The sequence below is a fragment of the Pseudomonas sp. AC255 genome, from assembly GCF_979258175.1.
This window is the reverse complement of record NZ_OZ409841.1, coordinates 1,265,279-1,288,399: the sequence shown is the minus strand read 5'-3', so window position 1 is coordinate 1,288,399 and position 23,121 is coordinate 1,265,279. Positions and strand designations below refer to the sequence as shown.

The window sequence follows — 23,121 nt, the reverse complement described above, 5'->3', positions numbered from 1 at the left end:
AATCAACATTCATCACCGTACCGGTGGAATGCTCATTTCTAAGCTTTCAAACTTCAGAAGCAGTAGTGGTGGAGCCAAGCGGGATCGAACCGCTGACCTCCTGCGTGCAAGGCAGGCGCTCTCCCAGCTGAGCTATGGCCCCGTATTTCTACAGGCGTTTCCCACACAAAATTGGTGGGTCTGGGCAGATTCGAACTGCCGACCTCACCCTTATCAGGGGTGCGCTCTAACCAACTGAGCTACAGACCCAATTTCGGGCTGCTTCTATCGTCTTCTTCAATGAATCAAGCAATTCGTGTGGGAGCTCATGCAGCAGCTGATGTCGTCGATTAAGGAGGTGATCCAGCCGCAGGTTCCCCTACGGCTACCTTGTTACGACTTCACCCCAGTCATGAATCACACCGTGGTAACCGTCCTCCCGAAGGTTAGACTAGCTACTTCTGGTGCAACCCACTCCCATGGTGTGACGGGCGGTGTGTACAAGGCCCGGGAACGTATTCACCGCGACATTCTGATTCGCGATTACTAGCGATTCCGACTTCACGCAGTCGAGTTGCAGACTGCGATCCGGACTACGATCGGTTTTATGGGATTAGCTCCACCTCGCGGCTTGGCAACCCTTTGTACCGACCATTGTAGCACGTGTGTAGCCCAGGCCGTAAGGGCCATGATGACTTGACGTCATCCCCACCTTCCTCCGGTTTGTCACCGGCAGTCTCCTTAGAGTGCCCACCATTACGTGCTGGTAACTAAGGACAAGGGTTGCGCTCGTTACGGGACTTAACCCAACATCTCACGACACGAGCTGACGACAGCCATGCAGCACCTGTCTCAATGTTCCCGAAGGCACCAATCCATCTCTGGAAAGTTCATTGGATGTCAAGGCCTGGTAAGGTTCTTCGCGTTGCTTCGAATTAAACCACATGCTCCACCGCTTGTGCGGGCCCCCGTCAATTCATTTGAGTTTTAACCTTGCGGCCGTACTCCCCAGGCGGTCAACTTAATGCGTTAGCTGCGCCACTAAGAGCTCAAGGCTCCCAACGGCTAGTTGACATCGTTTACGGCGTGGACTACCAGGGTATCTAATCCTGTTTGCTCCCCACGCTTTCGCACCTCAGTGTCAGTATCAGTCCAGGTGGTCGCCTTCGCCACTGGTGTTCCTTCCTATATCTACGCATTTCACCGCTACACAGGAAATTCCACCACCCTCTACCATACTCTAGCTTGCCAGTTTTGGATGCAGTTCCCAGGTTGAGCCCGGGGATTTCACATCCAACTTAACAAACCACCTACGCGCGCTTTACGCCCAGTAATTCCGATTAACGCTTGCACCCTCTGTATTACCGCGGCTGCTGGCACAGAGTTAGCCGGTGCTTATTCTGTCGGTAACGTCAAAATTGCAGAGTATTAATCTACAACCCTTCCTCCCAACTTAAAGTGCTTTACAATCCGAAGACCTTCTTCACACACGCGGCATGGCTGGATCAGGCTTTCGCCCATTGTCCAATATTCCCCACTGCTGCCTCCCGTAGGAGTCTGGACCGTGTCTCAGTTCCAGTGTGACTGATCATCCTCTCAGACCAGTTACGGATCGTCGCCTTGGTGAGCCATTACCTCACCAACTAGCTAATCCGACCTAGGCTCATCTGATAGCGCAAGGCCCGAAGGTCCCCTGCTTTCTCCCGTAGGACGTATGCGGTATTAGCGTTCCTTTCGAAACGTTGTCCCCCACTACCAGGCAGATTCCTAGGCATTACTCACCCGTCCGCCGCTGAATCCAGGAGCAAGCTCCTTTCATCCGCTCGACTTGCATGTGTTAGGCCTGCCGCCAGCGTTCAATCTGAGCCATGATCAAACTCTTCAGTTCAAACATCTTTGGGTTTTTAAGAAACCCTAAACTTGGCTCAGCAATCGTTGGTTACATCTTTGATTTCTCGCGGAGTAACTTGTGATGCTGATAATCTTGTTGACTATCAGTCTGACTGCACAAGCACCCACACGAATTGCTTGATTCAGTTGTTAAAGAGCGGTTGGTTAAGATCTTTCGTCTCAACCGAGGCGCGCATTCTACAGCAGCCTCATTTGCTGTCAAGTGATTATTTTCAGAAGTTTTCGAAGAATTCTTCAACAACTTCAACCACTTGCGCTTCCGATCTCTCGTTAGCGGGAGGCGAATTCTACAGCGTTAATCGCTGCTGTCAACACCTCTTTTTCTCCGCTTTCGACCGAGAAGATCGAACCGTTAAAAGAGCTACACATCGCTGCTCTTTCAACTCCTCCCAGGCCTCGATGATCTGAAGCAAGCCGCTATCGAAAACTGCGTAACTCTTTGAATCTCAAGGAGTTTTCCGTTTCGACTGCGCCGGAAGTGGGGCGAATTATAGACCTCTGGAATCTGCCGTCAACCGTTAATTTCGCTTTTCTTTCAAATCAGCAAAAACGCTTTCTATATATAGACGCGACCCCATCCAATGCGCAGTATATTGCCCACTACCACAACAATACTGTGTTTTTGCCTTGGATGCTGCCGCGCAATGAATGATCAACCTCGCTCCCTTGCTTCCACATTGTTTCCGGTTTGCCTGCTCATGATAGCCATGGCGTCCATCCAGTCGGGCGCTTCTCTGGCCAAAAGCATGTTCCCCATTATCGGCGCACAAGGAACAACCACGCTGCGCCTGATCTTTGCCAGCGTCATCATGCTGCTGTTGCTCCGCCCATGGCGCGCAAAGTTGACCGCCAAATCCCTTCGTACCGTCATCGTCTATGGGATGGCACTGGGAGGAATGAACTTCCTCTTTTATATGTCGCTGCGCACAGTGCCGCTGGGCATCGCCGTTGCGCTGGAATTCACCGGCCCATTGGCGGTAGCTATATATGCCTCCCGCCGCGCCATCGATTTTGTCTGGATCGCGCTCGCTGCAGTCGGTTTGCTCCTATTAATACCTACTGGGGCAACCACTGCTGGCATTGACCTCGTCGGAGCGGGCTATGCGCTGGGCGCCGGGGTCTGCTGGGCGCTGTACATTTTGTTCGGGCAAAAGGCCGGCGCCGATAACGGGGTGACGACGGCAGCCCTCGGCGTAATGATCGCAGCGCTGTTCGTGGCACCGATCGGAATCGTTCATGCCGGCGCTGCGCTGCTTACACCATCACTGATTCCGATCGCTATCGGCGTCGCCATTCTGTCCACCGCCCTGCCCTACACCTTGGAGATGGTCGCGCTGACGCGTATGCCCGCGCGCACCTTCGGCACGCTCATGAGTATCGAGCCGGCCTTCGGCGCGCTGTCAGGCCTGCTTTTTCTCCAGGAATACCTTTCATTGTCACAATGGCTGGCCATCCTGTGCATTATTCTGGCTTCGGTGGGCGCAACATTGACGATGGGCAGTGGAGCAAAGCCTGCTGTCGCGGCTGACTGAAGCGTAGCGAAAGTGGCTCTGGTAATTGGCGCTCATTTAGGCCATGTTTAGCTGCGTAACCCATCGCCAGGCATGGATTTTTTCGCAAAGGACGGCACCACGCTGCAAACGCGAGCGAATACAGGCAGACCCGAGCACCAGACTCGCGGCCGCTATTAAGGATGGTAATGAAACGAATTTTGCTAATGATCGCCCTACTGGCGATCGCGAGTTGCGCGGCGACTTCGGAAACCCAGGTCAAACGCGGCAAGAAGGGACTGCACATCAACTGTTCCGGTCTTTCATCCTCATGGGACAAGTGCTACACCAGCGCAGCCAACTCCTGCGCCCCCAAGGGTTACAAGGTGATCGCCAAATCCGGGGATGCCGTCGAGGAACCTGGCGATTATCCGTTCGGCCTGAACCCCGCCGGTTATACCAGCCGCAGCATGATCGTCATCTGCAAATAACTACTCGGCTCGTGGCAAAGCGAGCTGACGAGTGATTTGCTCATGACTCGAGCGCAACACCGTTCGCTGCACGTCCGGTGTTGCCAGCATTCGCGCGACCACCAACGCACCCACACATTGAGACAGCACCGACCAGGCCAGACTCTCGCTTTCCAGTATCTCAGCCCAGCCCTGCTGAAGACGGCAGATCCACTGTTCAGCCTGCTCACGCACCTGCATATCGGCACGGGCAACCTCTGCGCCCAATGTCGGCAGCGCGCAACCGGACTCTGGTTGCTCGACGTGGGCCATGCTCAGGTACTGCTTCAGACAACGCTCCAGCCGCTGCCTATCTGCACCGCCCTGGCCACCAAGGCGCTCAAGACTTTCACTCAACTCTCGCTCGACGATGGCAGCGAACAACGCATCCTTGGATGAAAAGTGGCTGTAGAACGCGGCGCCACTCAAACCGATGGCTTTCATCAGGCCATCCACGCCCACCGTGGAAAACCCCGATTTCTTCGCCGACAGCGCGCTGCTTTGCAGCAATCGTTCGCGGGTTTCCGATTTGTGTCCGGCCGAATAACGCATGTCATCTCCTGAAGTAGGTCGCCTTGACGCTGCCCGAATCCTAGCATAACGTTCGTTAACTAAACGATCGTTAACCCAAAGGGATTCACCCATGAATAACAAGAAGGTCGTGTTGGTTGTCGGCGCTGGTGATGCCACGGGCGGGGCCATTGCCAAGCGCTTTGCCAGTGAGGGATTTACAGCCTGTGTGACCCGGCGCAGCGCCGACAAGCTGCAGCCACTGGTTGACGCAATCATCGCTGAGGGCGGTGAGGCCCATGGTTTTGCCTGCGATGCGCGCAAGGAAGAAGACGTCATCGCCTTGATCGAAGACATCGAAACCCGCGTCGGCCCGATCGAAGCCTTTGTTTTCAACATCGGCGCCAACGTGCCCTGCAGCATTCTCGAAGAAACCGCGCGCAAATATTTCAAGATCTGGGAGATGGCCTGCTTCTCCGGTTTTCTCAATGCCCGTGAAGTGGCCAAGCGCATGGTCACTCGGCAGCGCGGTACGATTCTGTTCACTGGTGCCACGGCCGGGCTGCGCGGCGCTTCTGGATTTGCCGCTTTCGCTGGAGCCAAACATGGCATCCGCGCACTGGCGCAAAGCATGGCGAGAGAGTTGGGGCCGATGAACATTCATGTCGCCCACGTCGTGGTTGATGGTGCGATCGACACCGACTTCATCCGCAACAGCTTTCCCGAGAAATACGCGACCAAGGATCAGGACGGCATTCTCAATCCCGAGCACATCGCTGAAAACTATTGGTATCTGCACAGTCAGCCACGGGATGCCTGGACTTTTGAGCTGGACCTTCGGCCCTGGAACGAACGCTGGTAAGCCCTCCCCCTCATTACAACAATAAGAGAGCAATTTGATCATGACGAAAACCGTGGAATTCTATTTCGACCTCGGCAGCCCCACCACCTACCTGGCGCACACCCAGCTACCGCAAATCTGCGCCGATACCCAAAGTGAACTGATCTACATCCCGATGCTGTTGGGAGGTGTGTTCAAAGCCACCGGCAACGCGTCGCCGGCAGTGATTCCGGCCAAGGGCCGCTACATGTTTCAGGACCTCGATCGCTTCGCCAAACGCTACGGCGTCCAGCTCAGATTCAATCCGCACTTTCCAATCAACACACTGATATTGATGCGTGCCGTCACTGGCATGCAGATGCACCAGCCGCAGCGTTTCGCGGAGTTCGTCGACTGCCTGTTCAGGGCGCTTTGGGTAGAAGGTCGTAACCTCAACGATCCGCAAACCATTGCCGCCGTGCTGACTGAAAACGGCTTCGATCCCCAAGAGATAATCGCGCTGACCAACGATGAATCAGTAAAAGCCGCACTCAAGGAAAACACCGAAGCCGCGATCAAGCGCGGCGTTTTCGGTGCCCCCAGCATGTTTATCGGCGATCAGTTGTTCTTCGGTCAGGATCGACTCGACTTCGTGGAAGAGGCATTGCGCCAGGATTGAAGCCGAGCCCCAAGGCACCGCGAGCGGTGCCTTGGGTAAATCGATCAAATGGCCACAGTGCGCTCGTTCAACCAGCTCAACGCCGCGCCATCCAGCAATGGACTCAGTCGCTCACGCACTTCGCGGTGGTAGTCGTTCAGCCACTGCTTTTCTTCGTGGGTCAGCAGGTCAGCAATCAGGCAGCGGGTATCGATCGGGCACAGCGTCAGGGTTTCGAACTTGAGGAAGTCGCCGAATTCGCTGCTGCCGGCCTCACGGTTCATCGCCAGGTTTTCGATGCGCACACCCCAGCGGCCCGGGCGATAAGTGCCGGGTTCGATCGAGGTGATCATCCCCGGCTGCATTGCCGTTTGTGGCGCCGGTGCCGCCTGATAAGCGATCACTTGCGGACCTTCGTGAACGTTGAGGAAATAGCCCACGCCATGACCGGTGCCGTGACCGTAGTCGACGTTGTCAGCCCAGATCGGCGCACGAGCGATGGCGTCGAGCAGCGGCGACAGAATGCCTTTCGGGAAACGTGCCCGCGACAAAGCAATCACGCCTTTCAGCACGCGCGTGCAATCCTGTTTCTGCTCTTGCGTCGGCGTGCCCACCGGGACCATCCGCGTGATGTCAGTGGTACCGCCGAGGTATTGGCCACCGGAATCGATGAGCAACAGACCATCGCCCTCGATCAGCGCATGCTCTTCTTCGGTAGCGTGATAGTGCGGCATCGCGCCATTGGCGTTGAACGCGGCAATCGTGTTGAAGCTCAGCGAAACGTAATCGGGACGACGTTCACGGGCAGCGGTAAGTTTCTCGTCGATGGTCAGTTCGGTGATGCGCTCGCGCCCCCACGCCGATTCCAGCCAGGCAAAGAATTCGCACAACGCCGCGCCATCCTGCTCCATCGCTTTACGGATGTGTTGAGCGTCGGCTTCGCTTTTCTGCGATTTGGCCAACGTAGTCGGGTTGAGGCCCTCGACCAGTTTCACGCCACTGTCGAGGTTATCCAGCAACCCCGTGGTCACTCGCGCCGGATCGACCAGAAGGCTGCCGCCACCCGGCACAGACCGCAACGCATCGGCCACTTCGCTGTAATCACGCAGCGTTACGCCATCCTGTTCGAGCACGGCACGCAGATCGGCATCGACCTTGCTCAGCGCCACAAACAGCGTGGCCTGTTGCTGATTGATCAAGGCGAACGAAACAAACACCGGATTGAACGAGACATCACCGCCGCGCAGGTTGAACAGCCAGGCGATGTCATCCAGGGTGGCGATGAAGTGCCAGTCGGCACCACGTTCTTGCAAGGTTTCGCGCAATTTCGCGAGTTTCTCGCCACGGCTGATAGTCGCTTGCGGCGGCAGATGCTGATAGATCGGCGCGTTCGGCAGGCTCGGGCGATCACGCCAGACTTCCTGCAACAGGTCGATATCGGTGCGCAGGCGAGCACCGCGTGCCTCGAGCTTGCTGCTCAGTGTGCGCGCCGAAGCCACCGCCATTACCGCGCCGTCGACCGCAACCACGCCGCCCTCGGGTGTCTGCTCCGCCAGCCAGTCCAGCGGGCTCGGTTGCCCCGGTTGCAGCTTGACCAGTTCGATGCCGCTGCCGTTGAGCTCTTTCGTCGCCTGTTCCCAGTAACGACTGTCGGCCCACACACCGGCGAAATCCGCAGTGACGATCAGCGTACCGACCGAACCGTGGAAACCCGACAGCCATTGCCGGCCCTGCCAGTAACCCGGCAGGTATTCCGAAAGATGCGGGTCGGCGGACGGCACCAGCAGCGCATGGATGCCTTCGCGGCGCATCAGTTCACGGGTATGCGCCAAGCGCTGAGGCACCGATCCTTCGGTCAAGGTGTGGGAACTCATCATGTCTCCTGCTAATCGCGTCATCGTTATTGTTCGTAGCCTTCGCGGCCATGGAAAGCGTCTGTTTAAAGCCCTGTCGCCCAGAATGCCGGGGCACTGGCGCAGGCAGTTGTGATCAGGTCAACGGCCTTGTCGACATCCTCGACGGTGGTAAACCGCCCGAGGCTCAAGCGAATGGTGCGCCCTGCCAGCCGCGCATCGTGCCCGAGCGCGAGCAGCACGTGGGACGGTGCGTTGCTCGCGGAATTACACGCCGACGTCGCGGAAAACGCGATCGAATGGTTCAACGCGGCGCTGTTGAACTCGCCCTCGCTGAAGGTCAGGCTTAAGGTGTGCGGGATTCGTTGCGATTCACTGCCATTGAGGCGCACGCCGGGCAACTTCAAAAGCTGTTCGAGCAAGCGTTCGCGCAAAGCGATGATGGACTTTTTCTCTTCATCGAATGCGTCGGCGGCCAAAGCGAAAGCAGCGCCCATCCCGGCAATCTGATGAGTCGCCAAGGTTCCGGAGCGCAGGCCACCTTCATGACCACCACCGTGAATCTGCGCCTGCAAGCGTTGCTGCGCCTGCAGGCCGACATACAAAGCGCCGATGCCCTTGGGGCCGTAGAGTTTGTGTGCGGAAAACGACATCAGATCCACCGGCCAGCGGCTCAGGTCGATCGCGACTTTGCCGGCGCCTTGCGCAGCATCGACATGAAACAGGGCCTGCCGACCGCGCACCACCTCGCCAATTGCCTCGACATCGTTGACCGTGCCCAACTCGTTGTTGACCAGCATCAGCGAGACCAGAAAGGTGTCGTCACGCATCGCTTCGCTGACCGCTTGCGGCGTGATCAAGCCTTGGTCGTCCGGTACCAGATAGGTCACGGCAATGCCTGAGTCCTGCAATTGCCGCGCGGTGTCGAGAATGGCCTTGTGTTCGATCTGACTGGTAATGATGTGCCCGCCGGAAATGCCACGGGCCTGGGAGACGCCTTTGAGGGCGAGGTTGTTGGACTCGGTGGCACCGGAGGTCCAGACAATCTGCTCAGGCTGCGCGCCGACCAGATCGGCTACTTGCCGACGCGCCTGCTCGACCGTCTGCCGGGCCTGCTGGCCGAAAGCGTGGGAGCTGGACGCCGGGTTACCGAAGTTACCGTGAAAACCCAGACATTCGATCATCACCTGGATGACCCGCTCGTCCACCGGAGTGGTGGCGGCGTAATCGAAATACAACGGACGTGTGTTCATAAAGGACTCGCAGAGCGTGTTCCGGGATCAGGAGGCTCGTGTCTGCAAACGACAATGCACAGCCTCGTGAGCTGTGCATGGGTTCGAGAGCGTCATCAATACCTGATCGGATGCCGTTAAAGAAGTAGGGCTTCATTTAAAAGTGCGTAGGAACGCTCCTGAAACCGAGCTTAACAGGCATCGGGCCGGCGATTGAAGCAATGCGTCAGTGAAAGCTTTCCAGAAGTAACGGATACAGCGAGATCACCAACAGCGCTGCCATGCCCCAATTGAACACGCGCAACCAGCGCGGATCTTTCAGCACATTGCGCAACAGCGTGCCGCACGCCGCCCACAGGCCGACACTGGGCAGATTGATGATGGCGAACACCGCCGCGATGATCACGACGTTATAGAAATAACCCTGCATCGGCGTGTACGTGCTGATGGCACCGATTGCCATGATCCACGCTTTGGGATTGACCCACTGGAACGCTGCGGCGCCCAGATAGCTGATCGGTTTCGCCTCGCCGTGGGCACTGTCGCCGACCGGGCCGGAGTGGGCGATTTTCCACGCCAGATACAACAAATACGCCGCGCCGACATAACGCAGCACCGTATACAGAATCGGGTAGGCCTGAAACACCGCGCCAAGGCCGAAGCCCACCGCTACCACCAATAGAAAGAAGCCGCAGCTGATGCCGAGCATGTGCGGAATGGTGCGGTTGAAACCGAAATTCACTCCGGAAGCCAGCAACATGGTGTTGTTCGGCCCCGGTGTGATCGAGGTGACAAGGGCAAACAGGGCAAAGGCCAACAGCAGATCAAGCGAGAGGTTCATCGAGGCAGTCCATCCAGGGTCATTCAGCTGTTGACCCTATCCCACACCGCCCGGCAAACCCACGGACAGTTAGGGAAAACTTCAAGCAGTACAGTTTGCTTTCAGCTCGGACGACCGTGCAGCTGTATGGCACGTTCGGCGCTCATCTCACCCTGCTGATCGAAGCCGAAAGTCTTCTGCGGCTGACCGAGCAATCGGGCTTTTTTCGCGTGGTATTCGTCGAACGACAAGCCGCTGCGGTTCAGCGCTTCCAGCGCCAGTTCGCGGGATTCTTCAGCGGTATAAGGGCGCAGCTCTGGCGAAACGTGGCTGGCACAGCCGGCGAGTACGGAAACAGCGAGCATCAGCGAAACAGTCAGTAATCGGTTCATGGGAGCGTCCTGGCGAGCAATGTGGGGTCGATGGAGAAAGGCTACGCCCGGGCACGCTCGCGCAGAAATCAACGCTCTCAATAGTGGCTATCAGGTTGGCACTAATACTGGCTGACCGGCAGACGGCAGTGCAGCGCATCGTCGTGGCTGCGGGCAATGCTGCTGTGCACCTGGAACGAGTTGAAGGTCACGGTTTTCGCCCGATGCGTACGGATCAACTGCCAGAAATCCTCTTCGCCGCGTTCGAAACTGCGAAATGCCGCCTCGCCCGCTTCGCGACTTTGCCACTGCAAAAGCTCAACACGCGACGGCCGTCGTCGCTGGCTTGCACGCTGGCGCTGAGAAACCCGTCGTAACGCTGGGCCAGCCCCTCGGTCTGCGTCGCCAGTGCCGAGACCAGCGCCGCTTGCTGGCGGGGTTCGATTTCGAATTCGATCAATTGGGTAAAGCTGCGATTGCTCATGGAAAGCCCCCACTCATCTTGAAGCGAGCCTTGCGACCCGAAGAGCTGCAGGGTAAAACCTCTAGTTAAGTCAAGGTCAAGGTATTTTCCGCATGATCAGCAAGGACCAGGTGCACAAGCCTCTCACCGTGGGCGAGGTTGCGGCGCGCAGTGGCGTCGCGGTCACGGCGCTGCATTTTTATGAAGCCAAAGGTTTGATCAAGAGTGAGCGCAATGCCGGCAATCAGCGCCGCTATCCGCGCGCCGTCCTGCGCCGGGTGGCGTTGATCAAAGTCGCGCAACGGCTGGGGATACCGCTGGCGGAAATCGGCGAAGCGCTGAAGATCCTTCCGCAGGATCGCGCGCCATCGGCGGCGGACTGGAAAATGCTGTCTGAACAATGGCAGCGCGAGCTCGACGAACGAATCAGGCAATTGACGCTGATGCGCGATCAGCTCACCGGGTGCATCGGCTGCGGCTGTCTGTCCATGGAAGCGTGTCCGTTACGCAATAAAGGCGACATGCTCGCTGACCGAGGCCCAGGCCCGCACTTTCGCGATGAATGATGATTGCTGCTCGTCGGCGGAAAATCTGTGCAGTAAGGACGGTTCTATAGTGATTGCTCCGGGTAAGTCCGGTGTAACCACATCTGTTGAAAACAAAAACAGGGAGAACGTCATGAGCGTCAAACCCATTCCCGAGGGGTATCACAGCATTACCCCGTATCTCGGCATCCAACAGGCTGCCGAGGCCATCGAGTTCTACAAAAAAGCCTTCAACGCCAGCGAAGTCATGCGCCTGACCATGCCCGACGGCAATATCGGCCACGCCGAACTGCGCATCGGCGACAGCGCGATCATGCTTGGCACCCCTTGTGATCAGGGGCCGTTGAGCAATCCGCAGCAGGCGGTGTCGATCGGCTTGCACCTGTATGTCACCGATGTCGACCAATCCTTTCAACAGGCGCTGGATGCCGGGGCGCAAAGCGTCTCCGAGGTCAAAGACCAGTTTTATGGTGATCGCAGCGGCACGCTGAGAGATCCGTTCGGCCATCTGTGGTTTCTCGCCACGCACAAAGAGGATCTGAGCGAAGAGCAGATTCGCCAGCGGGCGACGGAGATGTTTAACCAAGGTTGAGGTTTTTTTACCTCGGATCAACCGGCAGAAATACACTGCCGATGTAATTGCGAAACATTTACTTTCATATCCGCTTTCGGGATTTTCTTCGCTCATCCGTCTTATAGGAATGCAGGCCGTTCGCGTAGGCAAAAGCCACGAACGGTCTCCCGGGGAGTTCCGTGCTGCGAAGCCCGTAGCCCGGCCCCTTCCACCGCAATCAAGACGCGCAATCATGTCGAAGAAATCCCGTTCCAAACTGTGGTTCCTGGTGCATAGCTGGCTGGCGTTGCCGATCTGGTTCTTTGTGCTGATCGTCTGTGTCACCGGCACGCTGGCGGTGGTCAGCCAGGAGATTGTCTGGCTGGCCAACCCGCAAATGCGCGCCAGTCAGCCGTCGGACGACGCGCCGCGACTGAGCTACGACCAGATCCTCGCCGCGATCAAACAGGCCGAGCCGCAAACCCTGGTGCAGAGCATCAATCGTCCGGACGAGTCGCACTTTGCCCTCGACGTCGAAGTCAGCTACCCCGACGGGCGCTCGTTGACGGTCTATGTCAATCCGTACACCGGCGTCATTCAGGGCACCGCGCCGGCGTTCGATTTCAAGGCGTTCACCCGCGCCCTGCACGGCTGGTGGCTAGTGCCGTTCACCAACGGCTACAGCTGGGGCTGGTATCTGGTGTCATTGCTCGGCGTGCCGATGCTGGTGTCGCTGATTACCGGGCTGGTGGTCTACAAGCGCTTCTGGAAAGGTTTTTTGCGCCCGACCCTGCGTGTACGCCATGGTGCGCGGATCTTCTGGGGCGACTTCCATCGCCTGTGCGGCATCTGGTCGATCTGGTTCATCGCGGTGATTTCCATCACCGGCATCTGGTTCCTGATCAAAGCGATCCTGTTCGATAACCAGATTTCCATTTCCAGCGAGCCGATCATCCCGGCGATGTCCCGCGAAAGTGTGCCGATCTCGGCAGCCGGCACCCCGCCGCCGCGCATCAGCCTGGATCGCGCAATAGAAATCGCCCAGCAGAAGATTCCGGGGCTGGAGGCCAGTTACGTCAACCTGCCGGGCAATGCCTACTCGCACATGAGCGTCAGCGGCCGTGGCTGGTATCCGCTGATGTATCAGACCGCGACTCTCAACCCGTACAACGGCGAAATGGCTTCCTCACGCTTGCTGTCCGATCGGTCCTCGCTGGAATTCGTCACCGAATCCATGCGCCCGCTGCACACCGGTGACTTCGGTGGAATCTGGATCAAGTTGATCTGGTTCTTCTTCGGTCTGTTGCTGAGCATGATGATCCTCAGCGGCCTGCTGATCTGGACCAAGCGCACCGCGTTGGCCACCGCCAATGCGCTGAAACGCGAGGACAAGAAAAACCGCGTCACCGCCCAACCGGCGCTGCGCCGTGAAACTTCGGAGGCGAGCCTGTGAACAAAGCCATCTCGGTCACACCGCCGTCGCGCCTGTCGCGTTTCTGGCACAAGTGGCGTTTCCACATCAATGTCCTGCTGTTGCTGATCCCGCTGGGCTTCATGCCTAAATATTTTGCCGATGCCTCGCTGTTTCGCGGCGACAGCGGCCTGGGCCAGCGTGAAATAGGCACCGTTCAGGTTGGCCCGTGGAGCCTGCGTCTGGCCGAGTTACGCGAAGAGGCGCCGCACCTGAGCGGCCCGGCCGGCTACATGAAGGATTTCACTGCCGCCGTTTGTGATACCTGCGTCGAACAGGTCAAGGCCACTTACCTGCGCATCGGCAAACCGCGCAGTCTGCGCGCCGCTGGCACAATCTTCTTCGGCACCCCTTACCGCATGGGCACGCAGATGCCGATCCCGGCAAAGACCAAACCTGACGCCGAGCTGTGGATCACCATGGAAGGCTGGGACGGCAGCATGCACCAAGCCGCGATTCCCCTGAGCCAAGCCTCCCCCGCCACCGTTGCCTGGCTGAACAAACAAGGAGCCAAACCATGACTCGCTCACCCCTTCATACCCGTTTGCTCGCCAGCGCCGCGCTGCTGCTGAGCGCCGGTTTCAGCGCCAGCGCCCTGGCGCACAACCCGATGTGCGAATGCAAAGCCATCGATGCCGAACAGATCAAATGCACCGGCGGTTTCTCCGACGGCAGCGGCGCGCCGGGGGTGACCCTCGATGTGATCGGCTATGACGAAACCATTCTGGTGCCGGGCAAATTGGGTGATGACTCGACCCTGACGTTCAAGAAGCCCGGCAGCGAGTTCTATGTGCTGTTCGACGCTGGCCCCGGCCACGTTGTGGAAATCGACCAGGCGGATATCGAAGCCCCATGAGTAGCCCGACGACGCAAGTGGTACGCCCGGCCGGCGCCGGTCATGAAACCCTCAATGTGCTGCTGTTGTGCCTGCTGATCCTCGCGGTCGCCGGCTCGGTGGTGGCGTGGCGCGGGGTTTCCCATGAACCGGAGCCGGTCGCCAGCAACCAGTACGACGCTCGCCGCGATCTCAGCGCCGCCGAGCAAGGCATCTATGCCGACCTGCGCGTGACCCTCGACGAAATCCGCTTGCTGCGCGAAGAGCAACAAGCCCTGCCGACACCACAAATGCTCGCCGAAGAAGGCTTTGCGCCGTTCGCGCAGGATGCCAGTTCGGTCAGCCGTGGCGGTCACGCATGGCAGATGTTCGCCGATCGTGCCTATTTCGGTCGGAGTGCGACGCCTGATGTCGCCGGTTCGTTTTTGATGCGTGTCGGCACTGACGCCAACGCGGCGACGGACATCTGGCTGAACCGCAGCGCCGACCTCGCGCCTGCGGAGGATCTGTCCGACGCGGCGCTGTCCGCCGCTGGCTGGAAACAGATCGTCGCGCAATTCGATGCCGGGGTTACCCGCGAACATCGCCATTGATTCCTCGCCTTTATCCGAGAGAAGACTGCTTGCCCATGTCCATTTCATCTCCTCGCCGTCCATTGTTACGCCTGTTTCTGCTTGGCCTGTGCGCCTGCCTGTTGAGCCCGTTGGCCAGCGCCGAGCAAGGCAAACGCCTGCGTATCGGCATCACTCTGCATCCGTATTACAGCTATGTCGCCAACATCGTCGGCGACAAGGCCGAAGTGGTGCCGCTGATTCCTGCGGGCTTCAATCCGCACGCCTACGAACCGCGCGCCGAAGACATCAAGCGCATCAGCGGACTGGACGTGATCGTGCTCAACGGCGTCGGCCATGACGACTTCGCCGACCGGATGATCGCCGCCAGCGAAACGCCCAATGTCAAAACCATCGAAGCCAACGAAAACGTGCCATTGCTGGCGGCCACCGGTGTCGCTGCGCGCGGCGCCGGCAAAGTGGTCAATCCGCACACGTTCCTGTCGATAAGCGCCTCCATCGCCCAGGTCAACAACATCGCCCGCGAGCTGGGCAAGATCGATCCGGACAACGCCAAGACCTACACCCAGAACGCGCGTGCCTATGGCAAACGCCTGCGGCAGATGCGCGCCGACGCTTTGGCCAAACTGACCCAGGCACCGAACGCAGAACTGCGCGTGGCCACGGTGCACGCGGCTTACGACTATCTGTTGCGTGAATTCGGTCTGGAAGTGACGGCCGTGGTCGAGCCCGCCCACGGCATCGAGCCAAGCCCGAGTCAGCTGAAAAAGACCATCGACCAGTTGCGTGAACTCGACGTCAAAGTGATCTTCTCGGAGATGGATTTCCCGTCCAGCTACGTCGACACCATCCAGCGTGAATCCGGGGTGAAGCTGTACCCGCTGTCGCACATTTCCTACGGCGAATACACCGCCGACAAGTACGAAAAGGAAATGACCGGCAACCTCAACACCGTGGTTCGGGCGATTCAGGAGTCGGGGGCATGACGTCGAAAGAAACCCTGATCCCTGACAACACCAATAACCCGGTGGGAGCGAGCCTGCTCGCGAAGGCGCCGGATCAGGCAACATCTTCGTTGAATGACACACCGCATTCGCGAGCAGGCTCGCTCCCACAGGGGATAACCGGGCCGGCGCTGGAGTTTGCGGATATCAGCCTGACCTTGGGGCGCACGACGATTCTCGACAAGGTCAGCTTCCAAGTGCAGCCCGGCAGCGTGCATGCGCTGGTCGGCCCCAACGGCGGTGGTAAAAGTTCGCTGATCAAGACCCTGCTCGGGCAGATGCCGCATCAGGGCCGGCTCAGCCTGCACTGGCCCGGCGAGCCCGGCATCATTGGTTACGTCCCGCAGGCGCTGGAGTTCGATCGCGGCTTGCCGATGACCGTCGACGATTTCATGGCCGCCATGTGTCAGCGCCGTCCGGCCTTTCTCGGTTTGAGCAAACACTACGCCGGCGCCATCGGCGAGGCGCTGGAGCGCGTCGGCATGCAGGACAAGCGCAAGCGGCGCATGGGCGCGCTGTCCGGTGGTGAGCGGCAGCGGGTACTGCTCGCGCAGGGCTTGATCCCGGCGCCGCAATTGCTGGTGCTCGACGAGCCGATGTCGGCCCTCGATGAGGCCGGGATTCAGGTGTTCGAACGTCTGCTGACTGACTGGCGCGCGGCGGGTATCACCGTGCTGTGGATCGAGCATGACCTGGAAGCGGTGGGTCGGCTGGCCGATCGGGTCACCGGTCTCAACCGCCGCGTGCTGTTCGATGCCACACCGCAACAGGCACTGACTCCGGAGCGTCTGCTGACGCTGTTTTCCACCCATCCACAGAGCGCGGTCTGATGAGTTACGAAGCCTTTCGTTTGATGGTCCAGGGTTGGGCGTCTTCCGGTTATCTGCCGGAAGCGCTGGCCTACGGTTTTGTCGTCAACGCCCTGCTCGCCGGCCTGCTGATCGGCCCGGTGCTGGGCGGGCTCGGCACGCTGGTGGTGGTCAAGCGCTTTGCATTCTTTTCCGAAGCAGTCGGCCATGCCGCGTTGACCGGTGTCGCCATCGGTATTCTGCTCGGCGAACCCTACACCGGCCCGTACGGCAGCCTGTTCGGCTACTGCCTGCTGTTCGGCATCCTGCTCAATTACCTGCGCAACCGCACCGGGCTGGCACCGGATACGCTGATCGGCGTGTTTCTCTCGGTGTCGCTGGCCTTGGGCGCGAGCCTGCTGTTGATCCTCGCCGGCAAGATCAACGTGCACATTCTGGAAAACGTGTTGTTCGGTTCGGTATTGACCGTCAATGGCAATGATCTGGCGGTGCTGGCCATCGTCGGTTCGCTGGTCATGACCCTGGCCCTGCCGCTGTACAACCGCATCATGCTCGCCAGTTTCAATCCGCAATTGGCGGCGGTGCGTGGCGTAGCGGTCAAGACCCTGGATTACCTGTTCGTGATTCTGGTGACCCTGATCACCGTCGCCGCCGTGAAGGTGATTGGCGCGATTCTGGTCGGTGCCTTGCTGGTGATTCCGGCGGCAGCGGCGCGCTTGCTTAGCCAGTCGCTCAAAGGTTTTTTCTGGTGTTCGGTGCTGATCGCTACCGTCAGTACGCTGTGCGGGATTCTCGCGCCGATCGTCTTCGACCTGCCGATCCCGTCCGGCGCCGCGATCATTCTGGTCGCCGGCATCGCTTTTGCCCTCGCCGCCATCGCGCGCGGCGTCGTCCCCAGCCTGAAAGGGAATCTTGGATAAATGGCTTTTTCACTGCGTAACCTGACTCTGGCCATGGCCCTGTGTGGCATGGTCTGCACCCCGCTGCTGGCGGCTGAAAGCGCGAAACCCTTGCGCGTCCTGGCCTCGTTGCCGATCACCTATGGATTGGGCGAAGCATTGCTCAAGGGCACCGACGTCAACCTCGAACGCGCAGCGCCGGCCAACCTGCCCGGCAGCCGCCAGACCGCCTATTTCACCGGCCGTGGCGCTCCGGCGCTGAGCAAACTGGCCACCGACGCGGACGCGGTGATCGGTCTGCGCTCATTGTGGGCCGATGACCCGCTGTACCCGATCGCGCGGCGCAGCAATATTCGTATCGTCGAGGTCGACGCAGCGCGCCCGGTCGACGGCGCCCTGCCCGGCATTGCCGTGCAACCGGGCCTGCTGGTTGATGGCCTGAACAGTCAGCCATGGCTGGCGAGCAACAATATGGGGCGCATGGCCGATGTGATGGCCGCAGACCTGGTGCGCCTGGCGCCGAGCGCCAAGCCTGCGATCGAAGCCAACCTGGCGGCGTTGAAACAGCGTCTGCTGAAACTCAGCGCAGACACCGAAGCGCGCCTGGCCGAGGCGGACAACCTGAGTGTGATGAGCTTGAGCGATCACTTCGGCTATCTGATTGGCAGCCTCAACCTTGAACTGGCCGGACAGGACGCGCGGCCTGATGCCGAGTGGACGCCAGATGAATTGAAGAAGCTGACAGCGACGCTGAAGGACAATGACGTGGCGGTGGTGCTGCACCATCGCCAGCCAGCGGAGCCGGTGAAAGCGGCGATTGCCGAATCCGGCAGCCGTCTGGTGGTGTTGAGTACCGACGCGGCGGATCCGCTGGCTGAGCTGGAGGGGAATGTGGATTTGCTGCTCAAGGGGTTGAGCGGAGCGTAGTCAGGCTGATACCGAGTCATCGTTCATCGCTGGCAAGCCAGCTCCCACAGAGCTTTCGGCGAACACACATTTGTGATCAACCACAATACCTGTGGGAGCTGGCTTGCCAGCGATGAGGCTGTGCAGGCAATACAAATTCAAGACATGAAAAAACCCGCTGACCCTCACTGGTCCAGCGGGTTTTTTATGCCCGGTCGCTTATTGCGCCGCGACTTGCGCATCCATCTTCTGGCGCAGGCTCAACGGACGCATGTCGGTCCAGACTTCTTCGATGTAGGTCAGGCATTCCTTTTTCAGGCCGCTCTTGCCCACGGTACGCCAGCCTTGCGGCACAGCTTTGTAATCGGGCCAGATCGAGTATTGCTCTTCGTGGTTGACCACGACCTGAAAGAGGATGTCCTCGCGGTCGAATACTGACGTCATGCTGGTTCTCCATCGTTGTAAGGTCAGCTGCACAACGGATGCAGCCGGGGTATGTAGAAAGAACGTTCGCCGCGCGGAAAAATTTACAGCGCGGCGGTGGCAGCGGCCAATGCGCGACCAAAGATCTCGGCCACCCGATCGATTTCCGCTGCGCTGATCACCAGCGGCGGCAGGAAGCGCACGACCGCGCCATGGCGGCCGCCCAGTTCCAGAATCAGGCCACGCTTGAGGCATTCACGCTGGACCAGCGGCGCCAGACGCGCGAATGCCGGCGGATGACCGAGCGCATCGGGCGCGCCGTTCGGGTCGACCAGTTCGACGCCGAGCATCAGGCCTCGACCACGGATATCGCCCAGTTGCGGGAAGTCGCGCTGCAGAATGTGTAGATGTTCGCTGAGCCGATCACCCATGGCAGCGGCGTGTTCACAGACCTTGTGCTCTACCAGATAACGCATCACCGCTGAACCGGCGGCCATGGCCATCTGATTGCCACGGAACGTGCCGGCGTGGGCGCCCGGTTGCCAGGTGTCGAGCCAGTCGCGGTACACCACCACCGCCAAGGGCAGGCTGCCACCGATGGCTTTGGACAACACCACCACATCCGGAACGATGCCCGCATGTTCAAAGGCAAACATCTTGCCGGTGCGGGCGAACCCGCTCTGGATCTCATCAACGATCAGCGCCACACCAGCCTTCTCGGTGATCCGGCGCAAGCCGCGCAACCACTCGATGTCCGCCGGTATCACGCCGCCCTCGCCCTGCACCGCCTCGACGATCACCGCCGCCGGCAATTGCACGCCAGCCTCGGGATCGTTGAGCAGGCTTTCCAGATAACTCAGATTGGCGTTGACGCCCGCTGCGCCGCCGAGACCGAACGGGCAGCGGTAATCGTAGGGGAAAGGCATGAACTGCACGCCGTTGCTGAGCAAAGCACCGAGTGGCTTTTTCGGCCCCAGGCTGCCCATCAGACTCAGCGCCCCCTGACTCATGCCGTGATAACCGCCGGAAAATGACAGCACGGTGCTGCGCCCGGTTGCGGTGCGCACCAGTTTCAGCGCGGCTTCCACGGCGTCGGTGCCGGTCGGGCCACAGAACTGGATCTTCGCCTGCGCCGCCAGTTCCGTCGGCAGCAAGCCGAACAGGTCCTGGACGAATTGATCCTTGACCGGCGTGGTCAGGTCGAGGGTGTGCAGCGGCAACTCATCGGCCAGCACCTGCTGGATCGCCTCAATCACTACCGGGTGGTTGTGCCCCAGCGCCAACGTGCCGGCCCCAGCCAGGCAGTCGATGAAGGTACGCCCTTCGACATCCTCGACATACAGGCCCTTGGCACGCTTGAGCGCCAGCGGAATGCGGCGTGGATAGCTGCGCGCATTGGATTCCTGGCGACTCTGGCGCGCCAGTAACGGTGATTCGTGGAATTCGTACAACGTCTCCGCTGGCGCCGAGGCGACCCGGGCCGACGACGCTTCGATAAGACTGGTGGCGACTGACATCTCTCGACCCCTCAATTCGCTATGGATAGTGACCAGAACAGCACACCGACAGGTGCGCGTTCCGGTCGCGGGGCGCACTTGCAGGTTTTCCTGTTCTGGAAACGCTTCAGCGCGGTGCGGATTTACACCCTTGATCGAGTTGTCAGGCCGGTGAGGACAAAGGTTTGTGCAGCGGCACGGTTTGCAAGCCGGTGGAGAGGCCCGGTGGCGCTGCCTGTTGGTAACCCAGGTGCCGATAGAACGCCTCGGCGGTGCGGGTGCTGTTGAGGTGCACATGCTGCACACCACGAATGCGCAACCAGCCCTCGAGATTGTGCATCAGCGCCCTGCCGACGCCCCGGCGAAAGGATTCAGGCTGGACGTAACACAGCAGGATTTCGCCACTGACCCGGGCCATGCCGACACCGACCGGTTTGTCTTCGAACGAAGCGATACAGAGATTAAAGTGTGGGTCGGCGAGCCGGCTACTGATGAAATCGGCGGGAGAACGGTTGAGCCAGTCGCTGACCAGAAGTGGATGGTTGCGGTGATCGAGTGCACATCCGATACGGATCGAGCGCTCGACAATACGGTTGATGATGCCGGTGTCGGCCAGAGTGGCCGAACGAACGCAGACGGGTGCTTCCATGGCGCAGTTCCCTCAATCCTTTGAGTCAAAGCTGCGTTGACCTTAGCCCCGTCACTGGCGGATGGCGAACGCCGAGAAGTTACATTTGATGTGCCAGAACATGTTTTTGTGGGAGCGAGCCTGCTCGCGAAAGCGTCGGACAAGTCAACGTCGATGTTGTATGACTTACCGCATTCGCGAGCAGGCTCGCTCCCACAGGGGATCCGAGGTGAGATCAGAGGGCTTGCAACGGCATGGTCAGTTCGACCCGCAAGCCGTCCGGGCGGCTGTCGAAATGCAGCGCACAATCACAGCGCTGAACAATCGCCTGGACAATCGCCAGCCCCAGCCCGCAACCGGTGCTCTGCCCGTTGCGCCAGAAGCGCTGGGTCAGATGTTGCAAGTCATCCGGCGCAATGCCCGGGCCATGGTCGCGCACGACAAAACGCACACGATTGCCGATGCTCTCCAGGCTAACCTCGACCGCACAATCTTCAGACGTGTGGCGCAAGGCGTTGTCGAGCAGGTTGCGCAGTGCAGCAATCGCCAGCACGGCAGGCATTTGCAGCGGCGCGGCGGATAGGTCGTCCGGCACGTGCAGTTTGATCCGCAGCCGCTCGCCGCCGGTGGCGTCCTGGATCGCCAGTCTGGCCACTTGCTCGGCGCTGCATTGCGAGCCGTCATCAAACGACAGACTGCCTTCGACCCGCGCCAGCAACAGCAATTGCTCAAGGGTGCGATGCAAGCGATCGGCGCCCTCCTCGGCGCGCGCGAGCGACTGATCGCGGGCGCTGCCGTCGGTCATGCGCGCCACTTGCAGGTGGGTCTTGATAGCCGTCAGCGGACTGCGCAGTTCATGCGCGGCGTCGCCGGTCAGACGACGTTCACGTTCGATGGTCTTGCCGATGCGTTGAAACAACTGATTCTGAGTTTCCAGCAACGGCTTCAATTCGCTGGGAAACGCCTGCAACTGCAATGGTTCAAGAGAATCGGCATTGCGCCGCATCAGCGCCTCGCGCAGTCGATTGAGTGGCGCCAGACCCTGACCGATGCCCAGCCACAGCAGGCACAGGCAACCCAGCAAGGCCACGCCGACCGGCACCGAAGCAGCGAGCAGAATCGACATGTTCAAGGCTTCGCGCTCGATCTGCCGATCCGCCGTAGTGATGCGCACATCGCCGCGGGCCAGGGTGAAACTGCGCCACGGGGCGCCGTCGATCATCTGATCGTGGAAGCCCATTTTCTCGGCTTCCAGCGCTTGCTCGGGGTTGTTGTGGCTTCGCGCGAGAATCTCGCCGCGCAATGAGCTGACCTGACAAGCCATGCCACCGGGAATATTCAGCTGTTCTGCGCTGAAATGGGTGCCCTCGCCCTTGCTCGGCAGCGTCGGCAATTGCTCGAGCAAACCGGCGACCATGCGCGCCGAGGCCACCAGACGCTGGTCGAGGGAAAACATCATCTGATTGCGCAGATCGCTGAGCATCCACGCCGCCGCCAGCGCCCAGATCAACGTGAAGGCGGCGCCGAGCGTCAGGCTCAGGCGCAGGCGCAGACTCATCACTTGCCTTGCTCTCCGCCATCGGCGGGGCCGAGGCGATAGCCCAGACCACGCACGGTTTCGACGATGCCTTTGCCAAGCTTGCTGCGCAGATGATGGATATGCACGTTCAGCGCGTTGCTTTCCAGTTCGTCGTTGAAGCCGTAGACGCTGTCCTTCAGTTGCTCGGTGGACAGCACCCGGCCGCGATTGTGCAGCAGCGCCTGCAACAGCGACTGCTCACGGCGCGACAAGTCCACCGGTTGCCCGGCCAGACGGGTTTCGCGGCTGCTCGGGTCGTAGGTCAGCGCGCCGTGCTCAATCAGATTGACACTGCGCCCGGCCACCCGGCGCAACAGGGTTTGCAGGCGAGCGAACAGTTCGCGCAGGTCGAAAGGCTTGAGCAGATAGTCGTCGGCGCCGGCCTGCAGACCATCGACACGATCGGTCACCGAGTCACGGGCAGTTAGGATGAGAACCGGAATTTCCAGGCCGCTCTGCCGCAACTGTTGCAGCAACTTGAGGCCATCTTCGTCCGGCAGGCCGAGATCGAGCACCATCACATCGAATTCGGCGACCTTGAGCATCGCCCGCGCCTTGGACGCGGTGTTGACGTGCTCGACGGTCAGGCCCTGGGCGGTGAGGCCGGCAACGATGCCGCTGGCAATCAGCTCGTCGTCTTCGCAAACCAGTACGTGCATGGTGAATCCCACAGGAAAAAAGCGGATTAGGCAGTTGGCCGATTAAGCTGACATTATGGCGCCCAACGTCACTGCGACAAGGGCATGGCGGTTAATCATCGGTTAATCGCCGCTGCCCATTGTGCA

Annotated in this window: 24 protein-coding genes, 2 tRNA genes, 1 rRNA gene and 1 pseudogene; 14 read left to right on the top strand and 14 right to left on the bottom strand. The window is 59.7% G+C overall.

The genetic code is table 11. From position 1 onward, the window contains the following. Positions 1-66: 66 nt before the first annotated feature. The 3 genes from ACZZ0K_RS06075 to ACZZ0K_RS06065 form a co-directional block, all read right to left on the bottom strand. Positions 67-142, bottom strand: a tRNA-Ala gene (locus ACZZ0K_RS06075). Between the two features lie 30 nt (positions 143-172). Further along, positions 173-249, bottom strand: a tRNA-Ile gene (locus ACZZ0K_RS06070). A gap of 81 nt (positions 250-330) precedes the next feature. Continuing rightward, positions 331-1,867, bottom strand: a 16S ribosomal RNA gene (locus tag ACZZ0K_RS06065). 667 nt (positions 1,868-2,534) lie between these two features. Between ACZZ0K_RS06065 and rhtA the strand changes: the two genes are divergently transcribed. Further along, positions 2,535-3,422 (top strand): threonine/homoserine exporter RhtA, encoded by an 888-nt coding sequence (gene rhtA, locus ACZZ0K_RS06060; protein WP_056788612.1) that lies wholly within the window; start codon positions 2,535-2,537, stop codon positions 3,420-3,422. A 167-nt stretch (positions 3,423-3,589) separates the two neighbouring features. Continuing rightward, positions 3,590-3,871 (top strand): hypothetical protein, encoded by a 282-nt coding sequence (locus ACZZ0K_RS06055; RefSeq protein ID WP_041478482.1) that lies wholly within the window; start codon positions 3,590-3,592, stop codon positions 3,869-3,871. Here the strand turns inward: ACZZ0K_RS06055 and ACZZ0K_RS06050 are convergent, their stop codons facing one another. Continuing rightward, the gene (locus ACZZ0K_RS06050; protein ID WP_150742473.1) at positions 3,872-4,441 is read right to left on the bottom strand and encodes a TetR/AcrR family transcriptional regulator; all 570 of its coding nucleotides are present in this window, start codon (positions 4,439-4,441) and stop codon (positions 3,872-3,874) included. A 91-nt stretch (positions 4,442-4,532) separates the two neighbouring features. On the opposite strand from ACZZ0K_RS06050, the gene ACZZ0K_RS06045 reads away from it, so the two are divergent. Together ACZZ0K_RS06045 and ACZZ0K_RS06040 are read left to right on the top strand one after the other, a co-directional pair. Then, positions 4,533-5,261 carry an SDR family oxidoreductase gene (locus ACZZ0K_RS06045; protein WP_252882419.1) on the top strand — a complete coding sequence of 243 codons (729 nt, stop codon included), beginning with the start codon at positions 4,533-4,535 and terminating at the stop codon, positions 5,259-5,261. A gap of 40 nt (positions 5,262-5,301) precedes the next feature. Next, positions 5,302-5,898 (top strand): 2-hydroxychromene-2-carboxylate isomerase, encoded by a 597-nt coding sequence (locus tag ACZZ0K_RS06040; protein WP_252868018.1) that lies wholly within the window; start codon positions 5,302-5,304, stop codon positions 5,896-5,898. 44 nt (positions 5,899-5,942) lie between these two features. Here ACZZ0K_RS06040 and ACZZ0K_RS06035 read toward each other — a convergent pair whose 3' ends face one another. The 5 genes and pseudogenes from ACZZ0K_RS06035 to ACZZ0K_RS06015 form a co-directional block, all read right to left on the bottom strand. Further along, the gene (locus ACZZ0K_RS06035; protein ID WP_252878621.1) at positions 5,943-7,751 is read right to left on the bottom strand and encodes an aminopeptidase P family protein; all 1,809 of its coding nucleotides are present in this window, start codon (positions 7,749-7,751) and stop codon (positions 5,943-5,945) included. Between the two features lie 65 nt (positions 7,752-7,816). Continuing rightward, entirely contained in the window at positions 7,817-8,983 is a 1,167-nt protein-coding gene (locus tag ACZZ0K_RS06030; RefSeq protein WP_258707001.1) for an aminotransferase class V-fold PLP-dependent enzyme, read from the bottom strand. A 205-nt stretch (positions 8,984-9,188) separates the two neighbouring features. Then, a complete protein-coding gene (locus ACZZ0K_RS06025) occupies positions 9,189-9,803 on the bottom strand; it encodes a LysE family translocator (RefSeq protein ID WP_076563682.1) in 615 nt (204 codons plus the stop codon). Positions 9,804-9,904: 101 nt separating this feature from the next. Beyond that, positions 9,905-10,174 (bottom strand): hypothetical protein, encoded by a 270-nt coding sequence (locus tag ACZZ0K_RS06020; protein WP_150742478.1) that lies wholly within the window; start codon positions 10,172-10,174, stop codon positions 9,905-9,907. A gap of 101 nt (positions 10,175-10,275) precedes the next feature. Further along, positions 10,276-10,637 (bottom strand): annotated as a pseudogene (locus tag ACZZ0K_RS06015) (antibiotic biosynthesis monooxygenase). A gap of 92 nt (positions 10,638-10,729) precedes the next feature. Between ACZZ0K_RS06015 and soxR the strand changes: the two are divergent. The 10 genes from soxR to ACZZ0K_RS05965 all read left to right on the top strand — a co-directional run bounded on the left by soxR (position 10,730) and on the right by ACZZ0K_RS05965 (position 18,231). Next, on the top strand, positions 10,730-11,182 hold the full coding sequence (gene soxR / locus ACZZ0K_RS06010) for a redox-sensitive transcriptional activator SoxR (protein ID WP_150742479.1): 453 nt from the start codon (positions 10,730-10,732) through the stop codon (positions 11,180-11,182). A 112-nt stretch (positions 11,183-11,294) separates the two neighbouring features. After that, positions 11,295-11,753, top strand: coding sequence for a VOC family protein (locus ACZZ0K_RS06005; RefSeq protein WP_258707002.1), 459 nt, complete (start codon positions 11,295-11,297; stop codon positions 11,751-11,753). A gap of 214 nt (positions 11,754-11,967) precedes the next feature. Continuing rightward, positions 11,968-13,167, top strand: coding sequence for a PepSY-associated TM helix domain-containing protein (locus ACZZ0K_RS06000; protein ID WP_041478473.1), 1,200 nt, complete (start codon positions 11,968-11,970; stop codon positions 13,165-13,167). Further along, complete coding sequence (locus tag ACZZ0K_RS05995) at positions 13,164-13,706, top strand: hypothetical protein (protein ID WP_064361579.1); 543 nt, start codon at positions 13,164-13,166, stop codon at positions 13,704-13,706. The genes ACZZ0K_RS06000 and ACZZ0K_RS05995 overlap by 4 nt, the downstream gene beginning before the upstream one ends. Beyond that, entirely contained in the window at positions 13,703-14,041 is a 339-nt protein-coding gene (locus ACZZ0K_RS05990; protein ID WP_101155631.1) for a hypothetical protein, read from the top strand. The genes ACZZ0K_RS05995 and ACZZ0K_RS05990 overlap by 4 nt, the downstream gene beginning before the upstream one ends. Next, positions 14,038-14,613 carry a DUF6162 family protein gene (locus ACZZ0K_RS05985; RefSeq protein ID WP_258707003.1) on the top strand — a complete coding sequence of 192 codons (576 nt, stop codon included), beginning with the start codon at positions 14,038-14,040 and terminating at the stop codon, positions 14,611-14,613. Before ACZZ0K_RS05990 ends, ACZZ0K_RS05985 begins: the two co-directional genes overlap by 4 nt. A 35-nt stretch (positions 14,614-14,648) precedes the next feature. Then, positions 14,649-15,578, top strand: a complete 930-nt coding sequence (locus ACZZ0K_RS05980) for a metal ABC transporter substrate-binding protein (protein ID WP_056788579.1) — start codon at positions 14,649-14,651, stop codon at positions 15,576-15,578. Continuing rightward, entirely contained in the window at positions 15,575-16,426 is an 852-nt protein-coding gene (locus ACZZ0K_RS05975) for a metal ABC transporter ATP-binding protein (RefSeq protein WP_258707004.1), read from the top strand. The genes ACZZ0K_RS05980 and ACZZ0K_RS05975 overlap by 4 nt, the downstream gene beginning before the upstream one ends. Next, on the top strand, positions 16,426-17,325 hold the full coding sequence (locus ACZZ0K_RS05970; protein WP_150742484.1) for a metal ABC transporter permease: 900 nt from the start codon (positions 16,426-16,428) through the stop codon (positions 17,323-17,325). Before ACZZ0K_RS05975 ends, ACZZ0K_RS05970 begins: the two co-directional genes overlap by 1 nt. After that, positions 17,326-18,231 carry a metal ABC transporter substrate-binding protein gene (locus ACZZ0K_RS05965; RefSeq protein ID WP_252886579.1) on the top strand — a complete coding sequence of 302 codons (906 nt, stop codon included), beginning with the start codon at positions 17,326-17,328 and terminating at the stop codon, positions 18,229-18,231. Between the two features lie 198 nt (positions 18,232-18,429). Here the strand turns inward: ACZZ0K_RS05965 and ACZZ0K_RS05960 are convergent, their stop codons facing one another. From ACZZ0K_RS05960 to ACZZ0K_RS05940, 5 genes are all read right to left on the bottom strand, one after another. Then, a complete protein-coding gene (locus ACZZ0K_RS05960) occupies positions 18,430-18,654 on the bottom strand; it encodes an MbtH family protein (protein WP_258707005.1) in 225 nt (74 codons plus the stop codon). Between the two features lie 83 nt (positions 18,655-18,737). Then, complete coding sequence (locus tag ACZZ0K_RS05955) at positions 18,738-20,150, bottom strand: aspartate aminotransferase family protein (protein ID WP_150742486.1); 1,413 nt, start codon at positions 20,148-20,150, stop codon at positions 18,738-18,740. A gap of 142 nt (positions 20,151-20,292) precedes the next feature. Then, positions 20,293-20,778: a GNAT family N-acetyltransferase gene (locus ACZZ0K_RS05950; RefSeq protein WP_258707006.1), complete on the bottom strand. Its 486-nt coding sequence runs from the start codon at positions 20,776-20,778 to the stop codon at positions 20,293-20,295. Positions 20,779-20,992: 214 nt separating this feature from the next. Continuing rightward, positions 20,993-22,315: an ATP-binding protein gene (locus ACZZ0K_RS05945; RefSeq protein ID WP_258707007.1), complete on the bottom strand. Its 1,323-nt coding sequence runs from the start codon at positions 22,313-22,315 to the stop codon at positions 20,993-20,995. After that, positions 22,315-22,995 carry a response regulator gene (locus ACZZ0K_RS05940; protein ID WP_042607836.1) on the bottom strand — a complete coding sequence of 227 codons (681 nt, stop codon included), beginning with the start codon at positions 22,993-22,995 and terminating at the stop codon, positions 22,315-22,317. Before ACZZ0K_RS05940 ends, ACZZ0K_RS05945 begins: the two co-directional genes overlap by 1 nt. Positions 22,996-23,121: the final 126 nt, after the last annotated feature.